Source organism: Erwinia pyrifoliae DSM 12163, from assembly GCF_000026985.1.
Classification (GTDB): Bacteria; Pseudomonadota; Gammaproteobacteria; order Enterobacterales; family Enterobacteriaceae; genus Erwinia; species Erwinia pyrifoliae.
Genome location: NC_017390.1, coordinates 3,740,748 through 3,767,285, shown reverse-complemented (window position 1 = coordinate 3,767,285; position 26,538 = coordinate 3,740,748). Strand labels below are relative to the sequence as shown.

Below are 26,538 nucleotides of genomic sequence, written 5' to 3'. Positions count from 1 at the left end.
AAGTGGGATATTGCTATGAACGCTCCTTTCTCCTATGCCGCACCCACGCTCAGCGTCGACGCACTCAAGCATTCCATCGCCTATAAACTGATGTTTACCTTGGGTAAAGATCCTGCCCTTGCCAATAAACATGAGTGGCTGAACGCCACGCTGCTGGCGGTGCGCGATCGCATGGTCGAACGCTGGCTACGTTCGAACCGCGCCCAGCTTTCACAGGACGTGCGTCAGGTCTACTACCTGTCGATGGAGTTTCTGGTCGGGCGCACGCTATCTAATGCGCTGTTGGCGATGGGTATTTATGACGATACCCGAGCGGCGCTGGAGGATATGGGCTTCGACCTGGAAGAGCTGATCGAGGAAGAGAGCGATCCGGGCCTGGGTAACGGTGGACTGGGGCGGCTGGCGGCCTGTTTTCTTGACTCACTGGCCACCCTGGGCCTGCCCGGACGTGGCTACGGCATCCGCTATGAATACGGCATGTTTAAACAGAATATAGTCGAAGGCCGCCAGGCGGAGTCGCCGGACTACTGGCTGGAATATGGTAATCCGTGGGAGTTTCAGCGCTTCAATACCCGCTACAAGGTGCGCTTTGGCGGGCGTATTCAGCATGAGGGAAGCCGTGCGCGCTGGGTAGAAACGGAAGAAGTGCTGGCCACGGCGTATGACCAGATAATCCCCGGCTATGATACGGATACCACCAATACTTTGCGGCTGTGGGGCGCGCAGGCGAGTAATGAGATCAATCTGGGAAAATTTAACCAGGGAGATTACTTTGCCGCCGTAGAGGATAAAAACCATTCTGAAAACGTATCACGCGTGCTCTATCCGGATGACTCCACCTATTCAGGGCGCGAGCTGCGGCTGCGGCAAGAATATTTTCTTGTCTCGGCCACGGTGCAGGATATTCTTCATCGCCACTGGGTCATGCACCAGACCTTTGATAACCTCGCCGATAAGATAGCGCTGCATCTGAATGATACGCACCCGGTGTTGGCCATCCCCGAGCTGATGTGTGTGCTGATCGATGAACATAAATTTAGCTGGGATGATGCATTTGAAGTGGTCTGCCAGGTGTTCTCCTACACCAATCATACCCTGATGCAGGAAGCGCTGGAAACCTGGCCGGTGGATATGATTGGCAAGATCCTGCCGCGCCATCTGCAAATCATCTTTGACATTAATGATTATTTTCTGAAGACCATTCAGGAGCAATACCCGGATGACTGGGAACTGCTGGCACGTATTTCGATTATCGATGAAAACAACGGCCGCCGCATTCGTATGGCGTGGCTGGCCGTGGTGGCCAGCCATATGGTCAACGGCGTCTCCGAGCTGCACTCCAACCTGATGGTACAATCGCTGTTTGCTGACTTTGCCAAACTGTTTCCAGGCCGCTTCTGCAACAAAACTAACGGCATCACCCCGCGCCGCTGGCTGGCGCTGGCGAATCCCCCGCTTTCCGCCGTACTGGATAAGACGATTGGCCGCACCTGGCGAACTGAACTCAGCCAGCTGGACGAGCTGAAGCAGCATATCGACTTTCCCAACTTTATTGAGCAGATTGCCCATGCCAAGCTGCAAAATAAAAAGCGCCTGGCGGAATTTGTCAGTCAAAAGCTGGATATTGTTATCGACCCACAGGCGATGTTTGATGTGCAGATCAAACGTATTCACGAATACAAACGCCAGTTGCTGAACGTGCTGCATATTATCACCCGCTACAACCGCATTAAGGCGGACCCGGATGCAGACTGGGTGCCGAGGGTGAGCATCTTCGCCGGTAAGGCGGCATCGGCTTACCAGATGGCGAAACACATTATCCATCTGATTAATGATGTNGCGCAGGTGATTAATAACGATCCTCAGGTGAAGAGCAAACTGAAGGTGGTATTTATTCCCAATTATAGCGTCAGCCTGGCGCAGATGATTATTCCGGCGGCAGATCTGTCCGAACAGATCTCGCTGGCGGGGACTGAAGCATCGGGGACCAGTAATATGAAGTTTGCGCTCAACGGTGCGCTGACCGTGGGTACGCTGGATGGTGCTAACGTTGAGATGCTTGACCATGTCGGCGCGGAGAATATCTTTATCTTCGGCAATACCACACCGCAGGTTGAGGNGCTGCGTAGCAACGGCTACAACTCCCGCCTCTGTTATGAACAGGATGCCGAACTGCATCAGGTGCTGACGCAGATCGCCACCGGTTTGTTTAGCCCACAGGAGCCGGGGCGTTANCGCAATATTTTTGATTCTCTGGTGAATCTGGGCGACCACTACCAGCTGCTGGCCGACTATCGCAGCTATGTGGATACGCAAGATAAAGTGGACAAACTGTACCGCAACCAGGANGCGTGGACGCGCTGTGCGCTCCATAACATCGCCAATATGGGCTATTTTTCATCGGATCGCACTATCAAGGGAATATGCCGATGACATTTGGGGGGATTGTGCCGGTTCAGCTATAGGTTNATATCATCTTCATAAAGCATCGGGGGCATTTTTAACGGCGCTTGCTTGTATCTGTTTTTACTGTTTGCCGACTGTTCACCGAATGGAATAGGTGAATTATGTTNGTGAGTGGCGTTTTATGTAAGAAAAGAAATCAATTTTGAGTACCATAAGTGGTTTTATGGANTTAAGTATATATGATTACAGGACTAGATCGCGCCGGGCTCTATGTTGTAGGCTTATTTAAGTGTAGGATATCAGAGCTTGACGCCCGCAGAATAATACGTCAATTAGATAAAGTTAAAAATGACCCTAACGAAATGAAGAAAAATAAGATTGCCCTTAAAGCATTAGATAAAAAAATGTCTGGAAGCACGAATTTTGGATTAAGTGAAAATATTTTAAAATTTCTTTGGGATATAGGTTATTATGGTGAAATAAGTATCAAGAAGCATGAAGACTCAAAATTTATTATGGGTAATACCCATTTGCCTGCTGCCTCGCAAGAAACTACCACTGACCCTAATATGTCTAAACGTATGGCAATTGCGAGTATGTCGGATGATTGCAGTTCGAATTCTGTCTCGCAAGAAACTACCTCTGGCAATAATATGTCTAAACGTATAGCAATTGCGAAAGAGATATATTCTATAAATAAAGAAAATTCTATAGGTAGATGCGTTGAATCCAAACTTGAAAGTGCACCCAATATATTAAAATGGCAATCACACCCTGACCTCGTTGCAATAAACAGTAACGAAAAACCAAAAGAAAATGATTTTCTTAAAAAGACAACTAAAGACAATTTCACACCGCAAGTCGACGAAATTAAAAGCAGCGAAATCATAATGAAAGTAATCGAACAACGTCAAAAAAATTCTCCTGAACTTCTTCCTGAAGAGACCAAAGATCTCATTAATAGATACATTCAGTTGAAGCTAGGTGAAACTAAAATTACCAAATTTTAGCGCAGCGAAAATAAAACCGACGAAATTTAATACGATGACATAATTGTTGCATGGTAAAAAGCTCAGATCGTTTGAAGAAGTTATCGTGAAAGTAATCCAAGTAGAATAGACAAAGACTCCGTCTTTTACCAAGGAGAGTAGGACATCAGGAACATCCTACTCTCCAGAGTAAAGGGAGTTAACTGGGATTGAAAATAATAATGAGCCATTTAAACCAGACACCAATAAAATAGGTTCATCCTCTTCAGATGCTGTTCAACAACACAGCACTTCTGGATCGGAAGATAAACAAAGAAGTTGAGATGCTTGACCATGTCGGCGCGGAGAACATCTTTATCTTCGACAATACCACACCGCAGGTTGAGGTGCTGCGTAGCAACGGCTACAACTCCCGCCTCTGTTATGAACAGAATGCCGAATTGCATCAGGTGCTGACGCAGATCGCCACCGGTTTGTTTAGCCCACAGGAGCCGGGGCGTTANCGCAATATTTTTGATTCTCTGGTGAATCTGGGCGACCACTATCAGCTGCTGGCCAGCTATCGCAGCTATGTTGATATGCAGGATAAAGTCGACAAACTGTACCGCAACCAGGAAGCGTGGACGCGCTGTGCGCTCCATAACATCGCCAATATGGGCTATTTTTCATTGGATCGCACTATCAAGGGAATATGCCGATGACATTTGGGGGATNGTGCCGGTTCAGCTATAGGTTCATATCATCTTCATAAAGCACCGGGGGCATTTTTAACGGTGCTTGCTTGTATCTGTTTTTACTGTTTGCCGACTGTTCACCGAATGGAATAGGTGAATTATGTTGGTGAGTGGCGTTTTATGTAANAAAAGAAATCAATTTTGAGTACCNTAAGTGGTTTTATGGAGTTAAGTATATATGACGATTACAATACTAGATCGTGCCGGACTATATGTTTATAACAAAGCAGGTTGGAATATATCAAGTCATGACGCCAGAGAAATACTCTATCAATTAAAGAAAGTTGAAGGAAACCCTAAAGAAATGGTGAGAAATAGGGCTGCCTTTGAAGCATTACATAATAAAATTCATGGAACCAAGATTAAAAAAATCATATAAAGAAATTGCAGATTTTCTTAAAAAGGTAAATTATACGTGTGAAAACATTGGACTTAAACGCTGCAAGAAGTATGAAGATTCAAAAGTTATTGTGGATAATACTAATTTGCATGCTGTCTCGAAAGAAAATACCTCTGACCATAATATGTCTGAACGTATGGCAATTGCAAATGAGATATATTGTATAAATAAAAAAATTTTATAGGTGAAAGTATTATTAGAGAACTAAGAAATAAAGCCAATTCATTGAAGTGGCAATCAGAACAAATTAAATTTACAATAAGTAGTCGCGAAAAACCAAAAAAAATTGATGTATTAAAAAATATAATTAACGGCCATTGCACAAAGCCAGTCACCGAAAAAGAAAGATGCGAAATCATAATGAAAGCAGCCGAATACTATCAAAAATTACATACTAAACTTGTTTCTAAAGAGACCACGGAACTTATTAATAGATACAATCAGTTGAAGTCAGATGAAAAAAATAAAGAAATTCCGATGATTCCTAATGAAAAAGGTAATGATTTATTGACAGAAAAAACCGTTACTGATAATGAGTTTCGATGCCAGGAAATTGCACAGAAGATATTTGCTATAAATGAAGGTTCGTTAATGAACCGCATGATCGAAACGGCATGCTATGATGAAGGAATCCCATTAAACTCAAGCCCAGACTTTATTGCAATGCGTAATAAGGAAGTATCTGGTATAAATCAGGTTGTTGATAGTATAAATGCTGATCAAAAACTCCGTGATAATAGCCATGAAGATACTGAATTAGCGCTGGCAGATCAAGTGATTGACTTACAAACAGCAACGAAGGGTATCCCTAAGTTGACATCTGATATAGATGAATTTCTCGCAGAGATACAAGCAAGAACCGAAATCATAATGGCGGAAGCTGAATATTACCTGACTAATATGCCTCACAATCTTGATGAAGTGAGCAAGAGTCTTATTTATGAATACAAATATTTGAAGGTAGTTGAGGCTAAAAAAACCGATTCACAGCGCAGCGAAAATAAAACCGACGAAGATTCTACATGCACTCCGCCTCTTACCCAGGCNAGTGGCACATCAGAGACGTCAGGCACACCAGAGATATCCTACTCTCCAGAGCAAAGGGAGCTAACGGGTATTAAAAAATCATAATAAGCCATTTCAACCAGACACCAGCCAAATAGTTTCATCCCCTCCAGATNCTGTCCAACAACCCAGCACTTCTGGAGCGGAAGATAAACGAGATCTTGAAAAGTTATTGGAGAAGACCAAAGAAAAGATGGCAGAATTGGCACGTTTAATAAATGAACACTTCAAGGATAAGAGTCAGCGTGCCAGGTTGATAACCCTCCAGAACGAGTACAATCAGAATTTGGTAATGGGACTTGAGTCAAAATGGGCAAAGCTTAACGAGAGTAATGAGAAATTGCCGAGGTCGGCAGAAAGGGATGCGTTTCCCAGTACATTATCCACCTGATTAATGATGTCGCGCAGGTGATTAATAACGATCCTCAGGTGAAGAGCAAACTGAAGGTGGTATTTATTCCCAATTATAGCGTCAGCCTGGCGCAGATGATTATTCCGGCGGCAGATCTGTCCGAACAGATCTCGCTGGCGGGGACTGAAGCATCGGGAAAAGGAATATGCCGATGACATTTGGGGGGATTGTGCCGGTTCAGCTATAGGTTCATATCATCTTCATAAAGCACCGGGGGCATTTTTAACGGTGCTTGCTGGTATCNGTTTTTACTGTTTGCCGACTGTTCACCGAATGGAATAGGTGAATTATGTTNGTGAGTGGCGTTTTATGTAAGAAAAGAAATCAATTTTGAGTAACCTAAGTGGTTTTATGGATTAAGTATATATGTCGATTACAGGACTAGATAGCGCCGTGCTCTATATTTATAACAAAGTTTATAAAATAACAGGTAAGACTATATCAGATTATGACGCCAGAAAAATACTCTATCAATTACGGAAAGTTGAAAATAATCCTGTAAAAATGGCGAAAAATAAGACTTCCTGTAAAGCATTACATTATAAAATGTGTGGAACAAAGAATGATAAATTGCATGGAAAAATTAAAGATTTTCTTATTAGGGGGGGGTATCTTCCTAAAGAAACTAACTTTATAAGTTACATAGAACATAAAGAATCAGAAGTTATTGTGGATAATACCCATCTGCCTGCTGTCTCAGAAAAAACTACCACTGACCATAATATGTCTGAACGTATGGCAATTGCGAAAAATATATATTATATAAATAAAAAAAATTTCATAGGTGAAAGGGTTAGAGTACAACTGGTAAGTGAAGGCAGAAGATTAAAGTGGCAATCAGGACCTGACCTCACTGCATTAAGTAGTCACGAAAAACCAAAAAAAACTAATTTTCTTAAAAAGAAAAATAAAGACAATTTCACACAGCTAGTCGACGAAAAAAAAAGAAGTGAAGTCATAATGGAAGTAGTCAAACACTATCAAGAACTTTTTCCTGAACTTATTTCTAAAGAGACCAGGGATCTCATTGATAAATACAATAAGCTGAAGCCAGATGAGGCTAAAAAAACCGATTCACAGCGCAGCGAAAATAAAACCGACGAAATTTAATACGNTGACATAATTGTTGCATGGTAAAAAGCTCAGATCGTTTGAAGAAGTTATCGTGAAAATTACCTACCAAGATCCTTTACACACTCCGCCTCTTACCCAGGCAAGTGGCACATCAGAGACGTCAGGCACACCAGAGATATCCTACTCTCCAGAGCAAAGGGAGCTAACGGGTATTGAAAATCCTGATGCGCCATATAAGCCATTTTAACCAGACACCAATCAAATAGTTTCATCCCCTCCAGATTCTGTCCAACAACCCAGCACTTCTGGAGTGGAAGATAAACGAGATCTTGAAAAATTATTGGAGAAGAGCAAAGAAAAGAGGGCAGGATTGGCACGTTTAATAAATGAACACTTTACGGATAAGAGTCCGCGTGCCAGGTTGATAACCCTCCAGAATGAGTACAATCAGAATTTGGTAAAGGAACTTAAGGAAGAATTGGCAAAGCTTAACGAGAGTAATGAGAANTTGCCGAAGTCGGCAGAAGGGGATGCGTTTCCCAGNACATTATCCACCTGATTAATGATGTCGCGCAGGTGATTAATAACGATCCTCAGGTGAAGAGCAAACTGAAGGTGGTATTTATTCCCAATTATAGCGTCAGCCTGGCGCAGATGATTATTCCGGCGGCAGATCTGTCCGAACAGATCTCGCTGGCGGGGACTGAAGCATCGGGAAAAGGAATATGCCGATGACATTTGGGGGGATTGTGCCGGTTCAGCTATAGGTTTGTATTCTCGTCTTAAAGCACCGGGGGCATTTTTAACGGTGCTTGCTGGTATCNGTTTTTACTGTTTGCCGACTGTTCACCGAATGGAATAGGTGAATTATGTTGGTGANTGGCGTTTTATGTAAGAAAANAAATCAATTTTGAGTACCATAAGTGGTTTTATGGATTAAGTATATATGAAGATTACAATACTAGATCGCGTGAGCCTCTATCTTTACAACAAAGCAGGTAGGACTATATCAAGTGATAAAGCCAATAAAATACTCGATCAAATACAGGAAGTTGTAAATAATCCTAAAAAGATGGAGAGAATGATGAACAATAAGACTATCCGTCAGGCATTATTGAATAAAAGGTCTAAAACGAATAGTGTTGAATTAAAGAATAAGATTTCAGAACTTATTACTATAAAAAATCATGAGCATAAAGTCATTAGCTTATTACAACGCATATATGCTGAAGAAACAATAAGTTATCGTGGGTAATACCAAGGTGAATGCTATCTCGAAAGAAATCACTTATGACGATAATAAGTCTGAATGTATCAAAATTGCAAATGAGATATATTCTATAAATAAAGAAAATGTTATAGGTAGAAAGATTAGAGGAAAACCAGAAAGTAAAAATGAATATGCCGATGACATTTGGGGGNATTGTGCCGGTTCAGCTATAGGTTTGTATTCTCGTCTTAAAGCACCGGGGGCATTTTTAACGGTGCTTGCTGGTATCCGTTTTCTCCGCGTGCCGAATGTTCACCTAATGGAATAGGTGAATTATGTTTGTGAGTGGCGTTTTATGTAAGAAAAGAAATCAATTTTGAGTACCATAAGTGGTTTTATGGATTAAGTATATATGTCGATTACATATTCAAGACTCCTCTTGTTCAAAGCTTATGACATACTGGGGGTTAGGCTATCTGGTGGTGACGCCAAAAGGATAATTCAAGAATTAAAAAGTGTTGAAAATACCCCTGCTGGCTTGAAATTGATGACTAATAAAAATTTAATCAGAGCGTTAGTTAATAAGGCAATAGATACAGGAAATAATGAATTAAGGAAAGATATTTGTAAATCTTTGGATGAAAACACTATTTTAGACAAGTGCTCTATAGATGCGATAAAAATAATAATATGCGCTGAAAATAAAAAAAATCCGATTATTTCTAATAAAAAAGAAAGTAAGCGCCGTATGGAAATGACAAGTAAAACGACATGCGCTGAAAATGAAGAAATTCCGATTATTTCTAATAATAAAAATAGTGACTTATTGAAAGAAACTATTAATGATAATAAGTTGATATGCCAGGAAATTGCACGGAATATATTCTCTTTACATGAAGGTTCGTTAATGAACCTCGGGATCGAAACGTTTTGCAATGAAAATAAAATTCCATTAAACTCAAAATCAAGCCCAGACCTTATGGCAATGCGTAATAAGGCAGTATCTGATATATATCAGGTTGTTGATAATATAAATGCTTATCAAAAACTCCGTGATAATGTCCCTAAAACTACTGAATTAGTGCCGGCAGATCAGGTGATTTACTTACAAAAAGTAACGAAGGGTAGCTGTAAGTTGATATTTGAGATAGATAAAATTCTCGCAGAGAGACAAGCAAACACCGAAATCATAATGGGGTCATTTGAATATTACTTGACTAAAATTCCTGATAAACTTCATAAAGAGAGCAAGAGTCTTATTTATAAATACGGAAATTTGAAGGCAGTTGAGACTTAAAAAAAACGATTCACAGCGCAGCGAAAATAAAACCGACGAAATTTAACACGGTGACATATTTTTGCATGGTAAAATGGTCAGATCATTTGAAGGAGTTATCGTGAAAATTGCCTACCAAGATCCTATACACACTCCGCCTCTTACCTCGGCGAGTGGCACATCAGATACGTCAGACACACCAGTGATATCCTTCTCTCAAGTGCAAAGGAGGCTAAATGATATTAATAATAATAATAATCCATTTCAACCAAACACCCGTCAAACAGTTTCATCCCCTTCAGATGCTGTCCAACAACCCAGCACTCCTGGAGCGGAAGCTAAACAAAGAATTGAAAAAGAGTTGGAGAAGACCGAAGAAAAGATAGCAGTATTGGCACGTCTAATAAAGGCAACGTACTCGGATGAGAGTGAGCGTGACAGGTTGACAAAATTCAATAATGAGTACAATNAGAATTTGGTAAAGGAACTTAAGGAAGAATTGGCAAAGCTTAACGAGAGTAATGAGAANTTGCCGAAGTCGGCAGAAGGGGATGCGTTTCCCAGCCGCTGAAGATAAAAGGCTTTTTCCTGTTTACTCCCGATCCTGGCGTGGCGCAGTTCGCCAACGGGTTTCGATGTCAAAGAGCGGCCCATGATTTATTGGTCCGCCCTTCTCCATCAGGATGCCAGTGATAACAAAGGTTTGGCATGTTGCGCCAGCCACTCACCTATGCGTGACTGCTGCGCTTCGTTCAGCCACATGCCTTCTTTGGTACGGCGCCAGATAGCATCATCGGTGGCGCGAACCCACTCATTCTCCACCAGGTAGCGCAGCTCGGCTTCATAGAAATGGTGTCCAAACAGTTCGCCCAGGTCTGCCAGGCTGGTCGCGCCTTTTAGCAGCTGCTCGCTATTACTGCCGTAGGTACGCGCATAGTGGCGCGCCAGCTCAACGCTGATAAACGGGAAACGGCGGCGCAGGCTGACGGCATACTCTTCACGCGTTCCGGCAAAGTTTCCGCCCGGCAGCACGCAGCTTTTGGTCCAGGCTGCTCCCGCATGCGGATAGTATTTGCTTAATTTTTCCATCGCATGTTCGGCCAGCTTGCGGTAGGTGGTGAGCTTACCGCCGAACACCGACAGCAAAGGTGCCTGACCGCCATCATCATGCACATCCAGCGTATAATCGCGGGTGATGGCCTGTGGGGAATCTGACTCGTCATCACACAGTGGGCGCACGCCGGAGTAGCTCCAGACGATATCGTCGCGGGACAGGTCTTGCTTAAAGTGCGCGTTAAATACCTTCAGCAGATAATCGATCTCGTTATCATCAATTTTGACATTATGCGCATCACCTTTGTACTCCACGTCGGTGGTGCCGATAATCGAGAACTCATCCATCCACGGAATAACGAACACGATGCGGTTATCTTCGTTCTGTAAAATATAGGCCTGCTTCTGCGAACCAATGCGCGGCACGACGATATGGCTGCCTTTGATCAGGCGAATACCGTACGGCGACTTGAGTTTCAGGCCGTCATCAAACAGCTGTTTGACCCACGGACCGGCGGCATTAACCAGACCTTTGGCACGCCAGGTGAAGATTTTGCCGCTGTCGATATCTTCAGCTTCAACGATCCACAGGCCATTTTCACGCCGGGCGCGGGTTACGCGGGTGCGGGTGCGGACTGTGCCACCACGTTTCTCGACCTCTTGCGCGTTAAGCACCACCAGACGGGCATCGTCTACCCAGCAGTCAGAATATTCGAAACCGCGCACGATTTCAGGCTTTAGTATTGAGTCCGAACCAAAAAGCACGCTTTTACTGCCCGGCAGGCTGGTACGCTTTCCCAGGTGATCGTACATAAACAGACCCATGCGGATCATCCACGCCGGGCGCAGATGCGGGCGATGCGGCAGCAAAAAGCGCATCGGGAAGGCAATATGTGGTGCCATTTTCAACAGCACTTCGCGCTCGGCCAGCGCTTCGCCGACCAGACGGAATTCGTAGTGTTCCAGGTAGCGCAGGCCGCCGTGGATCAGTTTTGAACTGGCAGAGGAGGTGGCGCAGGCGAGATCTTGCGCCTCCAGCATCAGCACCGACAGCCCGCGCCCGGCGGCATCAGCCGCGATGCCGGCACCATTTATGCCGCCGCCGATTACGATCAGGTCTTTGGTTTCCACGTCATCTCCTCCGATATTCGGCATCTTTCAATAATGTTCGTTTTCGAGCATTATATTAATCGTAAACCAACATTGACGCCAGTATTAACCGGATAAAAACAATGACGCGTGATGCAGATAACATCTTTGCAGCAAATAAAAAGGCTCAAACCATTTAGTTTCTCTGGTTATTGTGCGCCGGGTCCAGGCTACAATGGGCGCGATTTAGCCATTAATTTCGCTTTGGACGAGAACCACCATGGATCAATTTGAGTGCATTAACATCCGGCAGGCGCAGCAGAAACTGGCGGGCGGCAACGCGTTGCTGGTCGATATTCGCGATGCACAAAGCTTTGCCGCCGCACATGCCAGCGGTGCCTTTCACCTGAGCAATGAATCACTGCCCCTGTTTATCGCGCAAAGCGATCTCTCGCTCCCGGTACTGGTCATGTGCTATCACGGCAACAGCAGCAAAGGTGCCGCACAGTACCTGCTGGGTCAGGGCTTTAGCGCGGCCTACAGCATTGATGGCGGTTTCGAAGCCTGGCGCACGGCCTTCCCGCAGCAGGTTAGCGCGCAATAATGCCCGGGCGGCGGCGGCGCGGCGTTTTGCCTGCAACTTGTCGGGTGAAGCCGCTATACTGCCGCCACATTGTCGGATTATGTCCGTATTTGAATTAAAGGAAGTCGTTCAATTATGCGCATTACCCATTTCACTCATCTTCGCCCGGCGCAGGCGTTTGTCGATTATATGGCCACGCGTGGCATTACGTTGCGCATCGAGCAAGACGGCGGCTATACGCTGTGGCTGGATGATGAATCGCAGATCGGCGTGGTCGAAAACGAACTTAACCAGTTTATTGGCGACCCCAACCATGCGCGCTATCAGGCAGCAAGCTGGCACGCCGGTACGACTAAAAGCGGCATTTATTATCAGCACACTTCGCTGCTGGCTAATCTGCGCGAACGCGCCGGGCCGCTAACCCTGTTGGTGATTGCGGCCTGTGTGCTGGTGTTTATCCTGATGCAGGTGCTGGGTGACCAGACGGTGATGAGCCTGCTGTCATGGCCGGATGAAACGCAGCATTATCAACTGTGGCGCTGGTTCAGCCACGCGCTGCTGCACTTTTCACTGCTGCATATCCTGTTTAACCTGATGTGGTTCTGGTATCTCGGCGGGGCGCTGGAAAAGCGGCTCGGCGCGGGCAAACTGTTCGTCATCATGCTGATCTCGGCGCTGCTTAGCGGCTGGATGCAGGCGAAATTTAGCGGCGTGCTGTTTGGTGGGTTGTCCGGGGTGGTATATGCCCTGATGGGTTACAGCTGGCTGCGTGGCGAGCGCGATCCCGACAGCGGCATCTTTTTGCCGCGCGGGCTGATGGCCTTCGCGGTTATCTGGCTGCTGGTGGGCTGGTTCGGCTGGTTTGGTTTATCAATAGCCAATGCGGCCCATGTCACCGGCCTGCTGGTCGGGCTGGCGATGGCCTTTGTGGATACGCGCCGACGTTAATTAAGCGATAGCGCTCACCGATATCGGGCAGCCGGCAAGATAAAGGAAAAAGGGGAAGTTTGTGAAGCAGACACAACGTCATGACGCCATCATCGACCTGGTGCGCCGCCAGGGATATGTCAGTACCGAAGAGCTGGTAGAGCATTTTGCCGTCAGCCCGCAAACCATTCGACGCGACTTAAACGACCTGGCGGAACAGAACAGAATTCAGCGCCATCATGGTGGCGCGGCTTTACCCTCCACGTCGGAAAACAGCGCCTGGCAGGAGCGAAAAATGATGTGGTCGCTGGAAAAAGCGCGTATCGCCCGGCGCGTGGCCAGCCAGATCCCGGATGGTGCTTCGCTGTTTATTGATATTGGCACCACGCCGGAAGCAGTAGCCCATGCGCTGATGAATCACAATAATCTGCGTATCGTCACCAATAACCTCAACGTGGCGGTCTTGCTGATGGCGAAGCCCGATTTCCGGCTGATTCTGGCCGGGGGGGAAGTGCGCACCCGCGATGGCGGAATAATGGGCGAGGCGACGCTGGATTATATCTCCCAGTTTCGCCTTGATTACGGCATTCTGGGGATCAGCGGCATCGATATGGACGGATCGCTGCTGGACTTCGACTATCACGAAGTGCGCACCAAAAGGGCGATTATTGACAACTCACGCTGCGTGATGCTGGTTGCCGATCATTCGAAATTTGGCCGCAACGCAATGGTAAATTTGGGCAATATGGGGATGATTGACTACCTGTTTACTGATCAAATGCCGCCAGCCAGCGTGCTGAAAAACATTGAGCAGCACAACGTTCATCTGGAAATTTGTTAAGCGCCAGCCCATCATCTGATAATCCCTTCCTGGCGCGGCGTGCCGCCTGCTCTGTACGCGCCTGGGCGAATGCCGTCCGGACTGTCTGCGCGAAAAAAAGAGACGATTCTTCTCTTTTTTTTGCTCATTGCCTTTCGCAATGAGCTTTTTTCCGTTTTGCCGTCTTAACTGTAAGGTGTTTGTGCTCACCTTTTCAGCTGTACCCAACTATTTGCGAGGGACGGTATGCCGCAGCAGAAATTCAATAAGACCCGTTTTGAAGCAGCCCTGACGCGTCAGTGGCAGCAGCTGGGCTACGCCAGCGCCAGTGAGATGACCTCACATCAGTGGTGGCAGGCGATAAGCCGCGCGCTGGCAGAACTGCTGGCGGCTCAGCCAGCAGCGAAAACGGCGAAAAATCAGCGTCATGTCAATTATATCTCGATGGAATTTCTGGTCGGCCGCCTGACGGGGAATAACCTGCTTAACCTCGGCTGGTACGATGAGGTGAAAGCGGTGCTGGCCGGATATCAGCGCGATCTCAGCGAACTGCTGGAAGAAGAGACAGACCCGGCGCTGGGCAATGGCGGTTTGGGAAGACTGGCCGCCTGCTATCTCGACTCGATGGCAACGATGGGCCAGGCGGCCATCGGTTACGGCCTTAACTATCAATACGGCCTGTTCCGCCAGTCGTTTGCCGACGGTCAACAGCAGGAAGCGCCGGATGACTGGCAGCGTGAGCGCTACCCGTGGTTTCGCCATAACGCCGCGCTGGATGTCAATGTCGGCTTCGGTGGTAAAGTGGTGAAAAGCGACAGCGGCGGTTTCCGCTGGCAACCGGCATTTACCCTGCGCGGCGAAGCATGGGACTTGCCGGTAACCGGCTATGGTAACGGCGTGGTACAGCCGCTACGACTGTGGCAGGCCACGCACGCCAGCCCATTCGATCTCACCCTTTTTAATGACGGCAAATTCCTGCAGGCAGAGCAGCAGGGCGTTGATGCCGCGAAGCTGACAAAGGTGCTGTACCCGAACGACAACCATCAGCAGGGCAAGCGTCTGCGCCTGATGCAGCAGTATTTCCAGTGCGCCTGCTCGGTAGCCGATATTCTGCGCCGCCATCACCTTGCCGGGCGCAAAATCCAGCAGCTGCCCGATTTTGAAGTGATCCAGTTGAACGATACCCATCCCACCATTGCCATTCCTGAAATGCTGCGCCTGCTGCTGGATGAGCACCAGCTGGGCTGGGATGAAGCCTGGGGGATCGTCAGCAAGACCTTCGCCTACACCAATCACACCCTGATGCCGGAAGCGCTGGAGCGCTGGGACGAGCGGCTGGTGCGCAGCCTGCTGCCGCGTCATTTTACCTTGATCAAAGAGATCGACCGCCGCTTTAAGCAACAGGTTGAACGGCAGTGGCCGGGTGATAAAAAGGTGTGGGCCAGGCTGGCGCTGGTACAGGATAAGCAGGTGCGCATGGCGAATCTCTGCGTGGTCAGCGGCTTTGCCGTTAACGGCGTGGCGGCGCTGCACTCGGATCTGGTGGTAAAAGACCTGTTCCCGGAATATCACCAGCTGTGGCCAGAAAAATTCCATAACGTCACCAACGGCATAACCCCACGACGCTGGCTGAAGCAGTGCAACCCGGCGCTGGCGGGGCTTATCGACAGCACGCTACAGGTTGAGTGGGTGAACCAGCTTGAGGCGCTGCGGGGGCTGGAGAAATTTGCCGATAACACAGCATTTCGTCAGCAGTATCGTCAGATAAAACAGGATAACAAGCAGCGGCTGGCGGCATATATCGCCCAGAGCGCCGGCATTATTGTCAACCCGACGGCGCTGTTCGATGTACAAATTAAGCGCCTGCATGAGTACAAGCGCCAGCATCTCGGCCTGCTGCATATCCTCTCACTCTATAAGCGGCTGCGCGATAACCCGCAGCTGGACATGGTGCCGCGCGTCTTTCTGTTTGGGGCGAAAGCCGCACCGGGCTACTCCCTGGCGAAAAATATTATTTACGCCATTAATAAGGTGGCGGAGAGGATCAACCATGACCCGCTGGTGGGCGACAGGCTGAAGGTGGTGTTTATCCCTGATTACCGTATTACCGCTGCCGAGCTGATGATCCCGGCAGCGGATCTCTCCGAGCAAATCTCCACCGCCGGATATGAGGCCTCCGGTACCGGTAATATGAAGCTGGCGCTTAACGGTGCACTGACTATCGGTACGCTGGACGGTGCCAATGTCGAGATCGCCGAACAGGTGGGCGAGGAGAATATCTTTATTTTTGGCCACACGGTGGATCAGGTCAAAGCGCTGAAAGCGGGCGGCTATGATCCGAACAGGCTGCGCAAAAATGACAAGCATCTTGACGGCCTGCTGAAAGAGCTGGAAAAAGGCCTGTTCAGCGGCGGCGATCGGCACGCGTTCGATATGCTGTTACACAGCCTCGGCAAAGGGGGCGATCCCTGGCTGGTATTGGCAGATTTTGCCGGCTACTGCGCCGCACAGCAGCAGGTAGAGGCGCTGTACCGTGACCCGGAGGCCTGGACGCGCGCGGCGATCCTCAATACCGCCCGCAGCGGCATGTTCAGTTCCGACCGCTCAATTCGCGATTATCAGCAGCGCATCTGGCAGGCCAAAAGGTAGAGGAGCACGGCGATGAGCGTGAAAAAGTGTGAACAGGCCGCTGCAAAGGCCGGTATTGCTACCAGCTGGATCAATGCCGCCGGTCAGGAGCAGGCCGTCAGCCAGGCGACGGGTGAAAAGCTGCTGGCGGCAATGAATAAGCCGCAAAAAGCCAGCAACGCCCCGCTGCCCCCCTGTAAGGTGCTGCTGAAAAAACGGGTTCAGCAGCTAGAGATTGCCGGCAAAGGCAACTATCAATGGCAGCTGCGCGGCGAGCACGGCAAGACGTTTCAGGGTAGCGTATCCGCTGGTGAGCTGCTGATGCTGCCGGCGAATTTGCCCAACGGCTATCATCAGCTGCTGCTTAGCCAGGGGAAGAAGCAGTGGGCGTGCCGGGTGATTATTGCACCGAAACGCTGTTATGAACCGGTAGCGCTCAAACAGGGCGGCAAATTGTGGGGCGCGATGGTGCAGCTTTACACCCTTCGCTCGCAGCACAACTGGGGGGCAGGCGACTTCGGCGATCTGAAACGCATGGTCAGTGAGATTGCCGTACGTGGCGGCTCCTTTATCGGCCTTAACCCCATCCACGCTCTGTACCCCGGCATCCCGGAAAACGCCAGCCCTTACAGCCCTTCATCGCGCCGCTGGCTCAACGTGATGTATATCGACGTGGCGGCGGTTGCCGACTTCCAGCAAAGCCAGGCCGCGCAGCGCTGGTGGCGGCAAAAGAATACCCGGCAGCGGCTGGAGAAGGCGCGCCAGGCAGAATGGGTGGATTACGCCACGGTGGCTGAACTCAAAATTCGCGGGCTGCGCTACGCCTGGCAGCAGTTCTCGCAGCGTACGCTGCAGGATCCCAGCCACACTGACTTCGAGCGGTTTATTGTCGACGGCGGGCAAAGTCTGTCTGACCAGGCTGCCTATGACGCCCTTCACGCGCAGATGCTGCAACAAGACCCGGAGCGCTGGGGCTGGCCGGCCTGGCCGGAAGCTTATCAGCACGGGCGCAGCGACGCGGTGCAGCAGTTCCGTTGTGAACGGGCTGATGAAGTGCGTTTTTGGCAGTGGCTGCAGTGGCTGGCCGACCGTCAGTTCGCCGAATGCTGGCAGTGCTGCCGGCAGCATCATATGGCGATTGGCCTGTACCGCGACCTGGCAGTTGGCGTGGCGCAAGGCGGTGCAGAAACCTGGTGTGACCGCGAACTGTATCGCCTGCAGGCATCGGTAGGCGCGCCGCCGGATATCCTTGGCCCGCAGGGGCAGAACTGGGGGCTGCCGCCGATGGATCCGCATGTGCTGACCGCGCGGGGTTATCAGCCCTTTATCGATATGCTGCGCGCAAATATGGTCAACTGCGGCGCATTGCGTATCGATCATGTGATGTCGCTGCTGCGCCTGTGGTGGATCCCTTACGGTGAAACCGCCAACTTTGGTGCCTATGTTCACTACCCGGTGGACGATCTGATGGCGATCCTCGCCCTGGAAAGCGAGCGCCAACAGTGCATGGTGATAGGTGAAGATCTCGGCACGGTTCCGCCGGAGATCGTCAGCAAACTGCGTGCCAGCGGCATCTATTCCTGGAAAGTCCTCTATTTCGAGCAGGATGAGTCGGGGCGTTACCGTTCTCCTGATGCCTGGCCACGTCAGTCAATGGCCAGCGCCACCACCCACGATCTGCCGACGCTACGCGGTTTCTGGAACGAAGGGGACTTAATCCTTGGCGAAACGCTGGGGCTGTACCCGGATAAGCAGGTACTCAGCGAACTCTTTGCCGACCGGGCGCGCAAAAAACAGGCGCTGCTGGATGCCCTGCACCGCAGCGGCTGTGTAGCGAAACGCAGCGGTAAACGGGCGGCCAAAATGGCAATGTCGTCGGTACTGAATCGTGGTATGCAGCGTTTTATTGCCGATAGCAACAGTGCGCTGCTGGGCTTGCAGCCCGAGGACTGGCTGGATATGGAAAAGCCGGTCAACGTACCGGGCACCACTGACCAGTACCCAAACTGGCGACGCAAGCTAAGCGTGACGCAGGAGGAGATGTTTACTGACGCCAGAATAAACCGCCTGCTCAAAGACCTTAATAAACGCCGCAGCGGCTGATTTGCGGTTTGCGGCGGCCGGGAGAGGGGGGGCCGATGTGGACAGGCGCTCTGCCATGAGATACCGGCAGGCTGTCGGTAAGAAAGAAAGCGGTTTTTTGGGTTTTACAGGCGGCCAGCCGGACAAGAGGATGGCCCGGTACGCAAGGGGGCCAGTATCCCGGCCCCTTGACTATCAGTAGAACGAGTGTTCACCACGCTGGTGCTCGGTCAGGTCACGCACGCCTTTCAGCTCGGGGAACGCGGCCAGCATCTCTTTTTCGATGCCTTCTTTCAGGGTGACATCGACCATTGAACAGCCGTTACAGCCGCCGCCAAATTGCAGGATAGCGTAACCTTCATCGGTGATTTCCATCAAAGAAACTTTACCCCCGTGGCTGGCCAGCTGTGGATTGATCTGCGCCTGCAACAGGTATTCTACGCGCTCAATGAGTGGGGCATCGTCGCTGACTTTACGCATTTTGGCATTGGGGGCTTTCAGCGTTAACTGAGAACCCAGATTGTCGGTAACAAAGTCGATTTCAGCATCTTGCAGGTAAGGGGCGCTCAGCTCATCAACAAACGCCGACAGCTTGTCAAACTTCAGCTCAGTATCGGTTGCTTCTACCGCATCAGGTGGGCAGTAGGAGACGCCGCACTCGGCGGTTGGCGTACCCGGATTGATAACGAATACGCGAATTTGGGTGCCATCTTCCTGCTTTGACAGCAGTTTTGCGAAGTGCTCTTGTGCAGAGTCGGTGATTAGGATCATGGCGATTGCTCAATAGTTGACTAATTCAGTTGGTTATAATACGCCCATCACCGCTGCTCTACAAGGTGCGGCACAGGCACCATATCTCGACGCTGGCCGCGCCATTGGCCAGCAAAACGCGGCTGATTTCAGCGGCGGTACTGCCGGTAGTGACCACATCATCAAGCAGAGCGATATGGCATCCGCGCACCGCTGTTTCAAGACGAAAAGCCCCGCGCAAGTTTTTACGCCGCGCCAGCGCACCCAGCCGGTGCTGAATTTTTGCCGCACGTATCCGCGTAATGGCCTGTGGCGAATAGCGGCATGGCACCCAGCGAGCGAGACGCCGTGCGATGTCCTCTAACTGATTATAGCCACGTTGCCACGCCCGGTAATGATGCAGTGGCACCGTGAGTAGCACATCGGGACGTCGCAGCCCGCTTTCACGGCGCTGTTGTAGCCAGCGTAGCAGTAATAACCGTGCCAGCATCACCGCAAGTGCGGTGGCGCGGTAAAACTTCAGTCGGTTAACCAGCTGGCTGAGCGGGGGGTGCCACGCCGATACGGCAATCAGCCGCTGCCACGGCGGCGGACGGCGCAGACAGCGGCCGCATTCATGCCTGCTGCCCCCGGCCGGTAAACCACAGCGCGGGCAGCAGGCGGGCTGCACCAGCAGCTGACGCAGACAGACGCTGCACAGTCCGTGGATGGCGAAAGTCAGCGGCATCGCGCATAGCCAACAGCCTGCAGGTATTGATAGCATAGAGACCTCACTGGATAAAACAGGACTCTACCCCATGACGGGACTTCATTGGGAGACTATTGGGCAAGGCGATCGTCATCTTGTGCTGCTGCACGGATGGGGACTGAATGCGGCGGTTTGGCATTGCATCAGCGAACGACTTGGCGCACATTTTTGTCTGCACCTGGTGGATCTACCCGGCTACGGTCGCAGCCAGGGATACCCGGCGATGACATTAGATGACATGGTGGCCGCCATTTTGCCGCAGGCTCCGGAGCGGGCCATCTGGCTGGGATGGTCGCTGGGTGGCTTGGTGGCCAGCCAGCTGGCTCTCAGCCATCCGCAGCGGGTGAGTGGGCTGATTAGCGTGGCTTCCTCGCCTTGCTTCAGCGCGCAGCCGGGATGGCCGGGGATCAAAGCGGAAACCTTAAGCGGCTTTCAGCAGCAGCTGCGTGAGGATTTCCAGCGCACCGTTGAGCGTTTTCTCGCGCTGCAAACGCTGGGAAGCGACAGCGCCCGGCAGGATGCACGCATGCTGAAAAGCGTGGTGCTGGATCAACCCATGCCGGCGGCAGAGGTGCTCAACGGCGGTCTGGAAATCTTACGTACCGCTGATTTGCGTCAGGCGATGCAGGAACTACAGATGCCGCTGCTGCGCCTGTACGGCGCGCTGGACGGGCTGGTGCCGCGCAGCATCGCCGCGTTGCTGGACGTAAGCTGGCCCACCAGCCGCAGCCATATTATCGCCAGGGCTGCCCACGCGCCGTTTATCTCCCACCCGGAGGCGTTCTCTGAGCAGGTTATCGCGTTTAGCGACAGGCTGCTTGCGTAAATCTGCGCCGTCATCGCAATTGAATCCTCGCTGCTTGCCGCAACGGTAATCGCGGCAGAAGCTACCCTGGCCGGGCTAAGTCATATTGCCCAACTCGTTAACCCTATCCGTCAGCCTATTGCCATGTTGAAAGACGGCTCGTGTGGCGGCATGGTTACAGCGGCACGGGAAAATTGCCGCGTCGTTGGCAGAAAATGCACGCGCGCTTTAAGAGAACAGTTTCGCATGACAGCAGCGCAACGCTAAAGGCCAACAGGTTCAGCACTTCTGCCGCTCACTCGCATCAGGCCATAAAAACGTAACGGGCCGCGCTCAGCTGCGAGCGCTTAACGTTTCTTTATCATCGATCATCCATAATTAGCCAGTCTGCGTTGGGGAGAGTACACCATAAAAAACGGTCAATGACACATTTTAACCTCCAGGCATCACAGGATGCTGGGCCGTATTTTCTTGCGTTCTAATTATTTGGTAAGGAAGGGAAATCGACTAAACTTTGGGGATCAAGGAAAAGGTCATCGACGTTAACCCGGACATTCCGTCCTGATGCATGAACAAACCTCTGAAGAAAGTCAGCTAATGTGTCGGCATTTGCTACCGCCAGGTCAGCTACCTCAACATTGTTCAACAACAGTGCCTGCCTGATACCCAGAGCTTTTGCCTGACCTGTATCTACAGGAGGTCCAAATTTTCGCACAAAATCCGGACCCACGACCATATTTTCCAGAGGATCTGGCTCAAGCTTTCCGGCAATAAAGTTGTTATATTGAGTAGATACATCAACATTTGCTCGTCTACTATCCTCTATGATTGATGTACTTGGGTAAGGAGGATAATACCAAAAATCTCCTGTATTCGCCCCCCCATGTGAACATTCATGCATAAAGATTTTTTCTGCATGAGCCGGGTTCTTGAGGTTAAAAAGAACGTTACTCACATACATCGCTTGGGCATTATGATCAAATGCAGCGGTCGTATGTGGGATTGAAGGACAGCTCATAATAAAGATATGGGTTGGGCTAGTGGCCCAAAAGAATCTGACAGCATTAATCATTTTTGACAGATTTTCTCTCAATGTAATGAGTTGTTGATCGGTGGTTATTGAGATTCTTGTATACATCTTAAAAGCGATTTTCAAATCATAGTAGCTCATATTTTTTATAAGCTTATCAGCAGCTTCGACTGTTCTATAGACATTATCAAGGCAAGTTTGAATTATCTCATAACGAACCGGATTGATAACTTTTAAGATAGATAATCTGGATATCAAAGCAGGGCCCTCAGTTAATCTCACTATCCAACTGTTTATGTTTTTATCAACTTGTTCATAGGGTCTTGAATTACACAGTTCATCAATGCCTCGTTTGATACGCTTTGGGCAGGAGGCAGAGAGAGCCGCTTCTTTAACAGGGTCTCCCCCGGGTGCGGTTTGCTTTTTTACATCCGATGGATGCACCTTTTTCACTGTCTTAATATCAGTTTTATCTTTCCGTTTACGTGGTTTTTTAAAAACTGGTTTTAGCTTCCCCTTTTTAATAGTATAAACCCATTCCAGAGCTTCCTTCGTGTCAGGGTCAACGATCGTATAGAGTTTCTTACGGCCTTCTTTTCGCACATATTGGACTGGAACTTTGATGTTTTCTGCATCCGGGAGATATGCCATATCGCGAGGTAAATTTTTACGAGGTAGCACCGTTTCAATCACACCGGATTTCTTTATTTTATGAAGAATTTCTCTCATATTTTTAATATCTAAAGCGCTCATACCCTTCATAAGTTGTGTAAAAATGGCGCTTAGCCCCGATCCAGAATATTTGGTCGTGAGACTTAACAGTTCGAACCCCGGATCCAGCCCCTGGATGGCAGTTTTACTCAATGAGGCCAGTTCTTTTACTGTCGGTAGGCTAATTTTTTTCACAGCCTCGGTTACGGCCGTTTTTGCCGTATTCCGCGACAGATCCCTCAAGACTAAAACGAACGTTCCGGACTTTATCGCTGCGTACAGGCTTTTGCTAAACTTCCCTCCCAGGCTTATGGCCTCGCCTACAAAAGGCACAAGACCCAGAATATCAAAGAAGCAGGAGACGACATTACTGGGAAATTCGTCAGTGGCGCAATCATAGAAAGGAATAAAGTGTTTAACCACATCCCATGTTTTATCCGCTGATGTTTTTGTGTACCCTTCAGACCATAAATGACGATAAAAATCGTTTTTGTGCTTAGATTTATAATATAACACTACCTTATGCGAAGGCACTCCCTCTTCTTTAAGCGTATTTTCACGATTATTAAAAATCAGGGTATAACTCTCAGAATTCGTGCATGTGAAGTCGTCATATACTAAGATGGAATTATCATTTAATACCTCTATGATCCCTTTTGCCTTAAAGTCAAAAAGGTCATGCTTGATATATTCACCGACTTCTCTGTCAACGCGAACAATTTGATATCCGTTGTTTATTTTTTCAATTACAGCATATATTCGCTCTTCTTTACCGACGACGACTGAGTAAACATCTGTTTTTTTAAGTTCTTTTATTGCCCTTTCCCAATGTTGCTTTATCACTGAATTGATAAGTTGTGGTGATACCTCTTTTATAACGGCACCGTCTGAGTTAATAAAGTTCAGTTCGCTTTCATATAACTCAGCCATTGCCACGGCCAGCAAGTATTCATCCACCGCCGAAAATGTATCTGCCAGCCGCATGGTTTGCGATGCAAATTCACTGGTGACATCAGCTGGCTTACATTTCAAAGGAGTTATACCATTGAGATAGGCTTGCCTGACAGCGTCTTTGCCAGCGTTAATCTCTTTATCAGGTGTAAAATGCTCCAGTGATTGCATTGAGGGACCAATCTCTCCTATGGGATAGTTTGCACTCTTCAGGGATATACGTCCCAATAACCTAAGAATGTCCTCCGGACATTGCTCAGCATATTTATCTGCTATTTTTCCACGGGTTTTCCATTCCTTTATTGCCTGCGTGAATGCGTCGACCTTCGAACGGAAGTCAGCATAAACCGGAGCCGTGTCTTTGAGGTAATCAGCATACACCTTCACTGCCATTACGCGGTTTATATATTGACTACTCTCAGGGCCGGATGCATTTGCCGGTTGGCTTATCGCCCCAAACAGCATGGCGGGCAGGATGAAATATCTCAGATAACTACTAGGTATATCGCCGGAGTCCGCCATCACCCACAGTGCCTTACCGACCATCTGATAATCTTCGGCACTGAGATCGTCCAGCTGCACACCCATATCTTTCAACAACAGCGTGCCGGAAGAGAGCCAGACAAACCCCTCATCCATGGCATTCATGGATTTCAACGCGTCCGTTTTAAGGACATTCCTGAAGGGAACCGTGTTATCCAGCGCATAATTCCAGAATGCTTCAAACTGCCCCTGTTGCCAGTGGGTGAGAGCCTCCACATTGAGCACTTTGGCCGAGCAGAGCGCTTTCAGTTCCAGCATGGCTCTCATGGCGTCGGCGCTAAACTGTTCAGGGTACTTTGAACCTGCCAGCTTTCCTGCAAGCCAGGATTCGACGGGCATGTTCAGCACGTTATCAAACAGCCAGTTCCTCACCACCATCCCGGCCCGGGCAAAGCTGATTTCTTCATTCGAACGACCGCCATAAAAATTCTGTGCCCGCAGGATTATTTTTGCCACCACCTCCAGCCTCTTATCAAACTCGGTCACGCCATATATATCAGCAGGATATGGAGAAAAAAGAGTCATGCCGACTGCCGCGATGATCTCCTCCAGGCGAAGGGTGTGGAACGCTTGGTATTTATCAAGCATGCCTGCTTTTATCATTTTCTTTGCCAGCCGACGGTTAACTTTTTGCTTAACGGTCAAGATATGTTGCCTGTGGGGCAAGGCTTCCGCTGGTAAGGATAAATTATCCTTTTCGTCCGGCGCGGAAAGAACCTTATCAAGCAGCTTTTTCAACCGTTCGCTGGCAAAGTGGGTCAGAGCGATGGCAATACCGGCAACCGTGCCCAGTCCGGCAGCAGTAGCGGCAACAACCATTGTTTTGCTTTTCAGCGCAGTAGTGTAGGTGGTCGTTGCCGCAACAATAGGCACAACGGGAAGCAGGGGGTAAGCACAGGGCCTGGTTGCTGGCGAGCGCGCCACCGTTTCCTGCTCCATAGTATGCTCATGAATATCGTCAGCGCCTTGATGCAAAGGTGCCGGAAACTGTATGGCTTCGCACTGCGTGTTGAAATACGTATAGGTTAATTCCCGCCCGTCCAGCTGTTGACTCGTTTCCGTTTTACGGATTGTGCAATAAAAGATGTCGGACAGCCTGCTCTCTCTCATCAGCTGCTGAATCGCCCAAGCATTTGCTTTCTCAGCCAGGTTGACGACGACTCCAGGCGTCTTCGTCCTCTGGTTTTCCACCGTTGCCTTAGTATAAGCTGCAGCGGTTGCAGTTGAGTTCGATGTTAATCCGGTGATGACCCTTTTCGGTTCGCCACCGGCCAGGGTAAAGCCTTCCGCTTCGCCGGCGTATGAAGTCGTTTCAATGCTGCTGTCCACCTCGAAGGCGGGCAGGCGGGCCGTCTCCTCCGGGAGGATAACTTTTTGCACCATAGCGCCCAGCGCTTTCCAATAATAGCGGGCGCGCAGCAGCAAATTGGCCGTAAAGACAGGTATTCGCAATACAGCACGCTGTGGAGCACCCGGATCGGTTATAAAATAGCTGGTTACTACAGCTGCTACGGCCAGCGCCATATACAGATGATCCTGATGGTCTTCATTCCCGTCCCGGCTGTCACGCAAAAACGATGCACCCGTCCAGTTGATTATCGTCTCTCTGATAAAGGCGGCCAGCTTGGAAATGATATTGATATCTTCCGGAAGGTACCAGGATACCAGAGAAAGGGTTTGCAGCACGAGGCTGTCGATATGCTTTTTATTGATAATAGCGTCACACAGGTCGTTAACGGCCATAAGAATGTTGAAAGGAATACCGGGAAATAATTCTGCAAACAGCTGAGAAAACAGTTCGCTTTGCTTAAAATTGGCAAAAATAATGATGATTTTTTTTGCGCAACGGTAAAGGTCTTCCGAGATGGGAACCCGAGTGTCGGCATATTCCATTGCGGAAATATTTTCATCCGGGAATCTGTCTTTCGCATCAAACCAGAAATCCCCCGTGTATACATAATCAAGAGAGTCGAACCAGATCTCATGTTCTTCGGGGGCCGGTATCGCTGGGGAATTGAGTTTTCCGGTGAATGAACGGGATAAAAATGATAGTGTTGAGGCGAAGTTTGGCATTATTTGCTTCCTGGGTTAAAAATAAGCCTTTAATAATAAAAGTCATCCGGGTTAGCGCTGTTTTTCATTTTAATCAGAGAGTTAGGTAGCCCTGACGAATCCTGGTGGGTGCTTTTAGCACCGGTTTTTTCTACCGCTGTTTATAGCTTTATTATTTATTTCTTCAGCTAAATAACTGA

General features: G+C 49.1%; 15 protein-coding genes and 4 pseudogenes. 15 read left to right on the top strand and 4 right to left on the bottom strand.

Translation table 11 applies throughout. The annotated features are described in order from the left end of the window. Nucleotides 1-15: 15 nt before the first annotated feature. The 9 genes and pseudogenes from glgP to EPYR_RS17140 form a co-directional block, all read left to right on the top strand. Nucleotides 16-2,440, top strand: a pseudogene (gene glgP, locus EPYR_RS17200) (glycogen phosphorylase); the annotation flags it as partial. Between the two features lie 205 nt (nt 2,441-2,645). Next, nucleotides 2,646-3,416: a hypothetical protein gene (locus EPYR_RS17195; RefSeq protein ID WP_015899122.1), complete on the top strand. Its 771-nt coding sequence runs from the start codon at nt 2,646-2,648 to the stop codon at nt 3,414-3,416. 296 nt (nt 3,417-3,712) lie between these two features. Next, nucleotides 3,713-4,127 (top strand): annotated as a pseudogene (locus EPYR_RS17190) (glycogen/starch/alpha-glucan phosphorylase); the annotation flags it as partial. Between the two features lie 180 nt (nt 4,128-4,307). Next, nucleotides 4,308-4,508, top strand: coding sequence for a hypothetical protein (locus EPYR_RS17185; RefSeq protein ID WP_041474196.1), 201 nt, complete (start codon nt 4,308-4,310; stop codon nt 4,506-4,508). Nucleotides 4,509-5,960: 1,452 nt separating this feature from the next. Then, a pseudogene (locus EPYR_RS17170) lies at nt 5,961-6,143 on the top strand (glycogen/starch/alpha-glucan phosphorylase); the annotation flags it as partial. A 229-nt stretch (nt 6,144-6,372) separates the two neighbouring features. After that, nucleotides 6,373-7,116 (top strand): hypothetical protein, encoded by a 744-nt coding sequence (locus EPYR_RS17165; protein WP_014539725.1) that lies wholly within the window; start codon nt 6,373-6,375, stop codon nt 7,114-7,116. 498 nt (nt 7,117-7,614) lie between these two features. Continuing rightward, nucleotides 7,615-7,797 (top strand): annotated as a pseudogene (locus tag EPYR_RS17155) (glycogen/starch/alpha-glucan phosphorylase); the annotation flags it as partial. 229 nt (nt 7,798-8,026) lie between these two features. After that, on the top strand, nt 8,027-8,335 hold the full coding sequence (locus tag EPYR_RS17150; protein ID WP_041474061.1) for a hypothetical protein: 309 nt from the start codon (nt 8,027-8,029) through the stop codon (nt 8,333-8,335). Between the two features lie 367 nt (nt 8,336-8,702). Continuing rightward, nucleotides 8,703-9,587 carry a hypothetical protein gene (locus tag EPYR_RS17140; protein WP_014539723.1) on the top strand — a complete coding sequence of 295 codons (885 nt, stop codon included), beginning with the start codon at nt 8,703-8,705 and terminating at the stop codon, nt 9,585-9,587. Nucleotides 9,588-10,244: 657 nt separating this feature from the next. On the opposite strand, the gene glpD is transcribed toward EPYR_RS17140, so the two are convergent. Further along, complete coding sequence (gene glpD, locus EPYR_RS17130; RefSeq protein ID WP_014539721.1) at nt 10,245-11,750, bottom strand: glycerol-3-phosphate dehydrogenase; 1,506 nt, start codon at nt 11,748-11,750, stop codon at nt 10,245-10,247. Nucleotides 11,751-11,988: 238 nt separating this feature from the next. Here glpD and glpE point away from each other — a divergent pair, with 238 nt between their 5' ends. The 5 genes from glpE to malQ all read left to right on the top strand — a co-directional run bounded on the left by glpE (nt 11,989) and on the right by malQ (nt 18,769). Then, nucleotides 11,989-12,312 (top strand): thiosulfate sulfurtransferase GlpE, encoded by a 324-nt coding sequence (glpE, locus tag EPYR_RS17125; protein ID WP_014539720.1) that lies wholly within the window; start codon nt 11,989-11,991, stop codon nt 12,310-12,312. 114 nt (nt 12,313-12,426) lie between these two features. Continuing rightward, complete coding sequence (gene glpG, locus EPYR_RS17120) at nt 12,427-13,239, top strand: rhomboid family intramembrane serine protease GlpG (protein ID WP_014539719.1); 813 nt, start codon at nt 12,427-12,429, stop codon at nt 13,237-13,239. 61 nt (nt 13,240-13,300) lie between these two features. Next, entirely contained in the window at nt 13,301-14,059 is a 759-nt protein-coding gene (locus EPYR_RS17115) for a DeoR/GlpR family transcriptional regulator (protein ID WP_014539718.1), read from the top strand. A 225-nt stretch (nt 14,060-14,284) separates the two neighbouring features. Beyond that, nucleotides 14,285-16,687, top strand: a complete 2,403-nt coding sequence (malP, locus tag EPYR_RS17110; protein WP_014539716.1) for a maltodextrin phosphorylase — start codon at nt 14,285-14,287, stop codon at nt 16,685-16,687. A gap of 12 nt (nt 16,688-16,699) precedes the next feature. Further along, nucleotides 16,700-18,769: a 4-alpha-glucanotransferase gene (malQ, locus tag EPYR_RS17105; RefSeq protein WP_014539715.1), complete on the top strand. Its 2,070-nt coding sequence runs from the start codon at nt 16,700-16,702 to the stop codon at nt 18,767-18,769. A 174-nt stretch (nt 18,770-18,943) separates the two neighbouring features. Here malQ and nfuA read toward each other — a convergent pair whose 3' ends face one another. Both nfuA and gntX read right to left on the bottom strand, forming a co-directional pair. Further along, the gene (gene nfuA, locus EPYR_RS17100; RefSeq protein WP_012442903.1) at nt 18,944-19,519 is read right to left on the bottom strand and encodes a Fe-S biogenesis protein NfuA; all 576 of its coding nucleotides are present in this window, start codon (nt 19,517-19,519) and stop codon (nt 18,944-18,946) included. A gap of 58 nt (nt 19,520-19,577) precedes the next feature. Next, nucleotides 19,578-20,261 carry a DNA utilization protein GntX gene (gene gntX / locus EPYR_RS17095; protein ID WP_014539714.1) on the bottom strand — a complete coding sequence of 228 codons (684 nt, stop codon included), beginning with the start codon at nt 20,259-20,261 and terminating at the stop codon, nt 19,578-19,580. Between the two features lie 34 nt (nt 20,262-20,295). On the opposite strand from gntX, the gene bioH reads away from it, so the two are divergent. After that, nucleotides 20,296-21,072 carry a pimeloyl-ACP methyl ester esterase BioH gene (gene bioH / locus EPYR_RS17090; protein ID WP_015899115.1) on the top strand — a complete coding sequence of 259 codons (777 nt, stop codon included), beginning with the start codon at nt 20,296-20,298 and terminating at the stop codon, nt 21,070-21,072. Nucleotides 21,073-21,529: 457 nt separating this feature from the next. On the opposite strand, the gene EPYR_RS17085 is transcribed toward bioH, so the two are convergent. After that, nucleotides 21,530-26,359: a hypothetical protein gene (locus EPYR_RS17085; RefSeq protein ID WP_014539712.1), complete on the bottom strand. Its 4,830-nt coding sequence runs from the start codon at nt 26,357-26,359 to the stop codon at nt 21,530-21,532. Between the last annotated feature and the right edge of the window lie 179 nt (nt 26,360-26,538).

Coding starts and splice junctions, on each gene's coding strand:
- malP (WP_014539716.1), top strand. CDS start 14,285: ATGCCGCAGCAGAAATTCAATAAGACCCGTTTTGAAGCAGCCCTGACG.
- nfuA (WP_012442903.1), bottom strand. CDS start 19,519: ATGATCCTAATCACCGACTCTGCACAAGAGCACTTCGCAAAACTGCTG.
- EPYR_RS17140 (WP_014539723.1), top strand. CDS start 8,703: ATGTCGATTACATATTCAAGACTCCTCTTGTTCAAAGCTTATGACATA.
- EPYR_RS17165 (WP_014539725.1), top strand. CDS start 6,373: ATGTCGATTACAGGACTAGATAGCGCCGTGCTCTATATTTATAACAAA.
- glpE (WP_014539720.1), top strand. CDS start 11,989: ATGGATCAATTTGAGTGCATTAACATCCGGCAGGCGCAGCAGAAACTG.
- gntX (WP_014539714.1), bottom strand. CDS start 20,261: ATGCTATCAATACCTGCAGGCTGTTGGCTATGCGCGATGCCGCTGACT.
- EPYR_RS17150 (WP_041474061.1), top strand. CDS start 8,027: ATGAAGATTACAATACTAGATCGCGTGAGCCTCTATCTTTACAACAAA.
- EPYR_RS17185 (WP_041474196.1), top strand. CDS start 4,308: ATGACGATTACAATACTAGATCGTGCCGGACTATATGTTTATAACAAA.
- malQ (WP_014539715.1), top strand. CDS start 16,700: ATGAGCGTGAAAAAGTGTGAACAGGCCGCTGCAAAGGCCGGTATTGCT.
- glpG (WP_014539719.1), top strand. CDS start 12,427: ATGCGCATTACCCATTTCACTCATCTTCGCCCGGCGCAGGCGTTTGTC.
- bioH (WP_015899115.1), top strand. CDS start 20,296: ATGACGGGACTTCATTGGGAGACTATTGGGCAAGGCGATCGTCATCTT.
- EPYR_RS17085 (WP_014539712.1), bottom strand. CDS start 26,359: ATGCCAAACTTCGCCTCAACACTATCATTTTTATCCCGTTCATTCACC.
- EPYR_RS17195 (WP_015899122.1), top strand. CDS start 2,646: ATGATTACAGGACTAGATCGCGCCGGGCTCTATGTTGTAGGCTTATTT.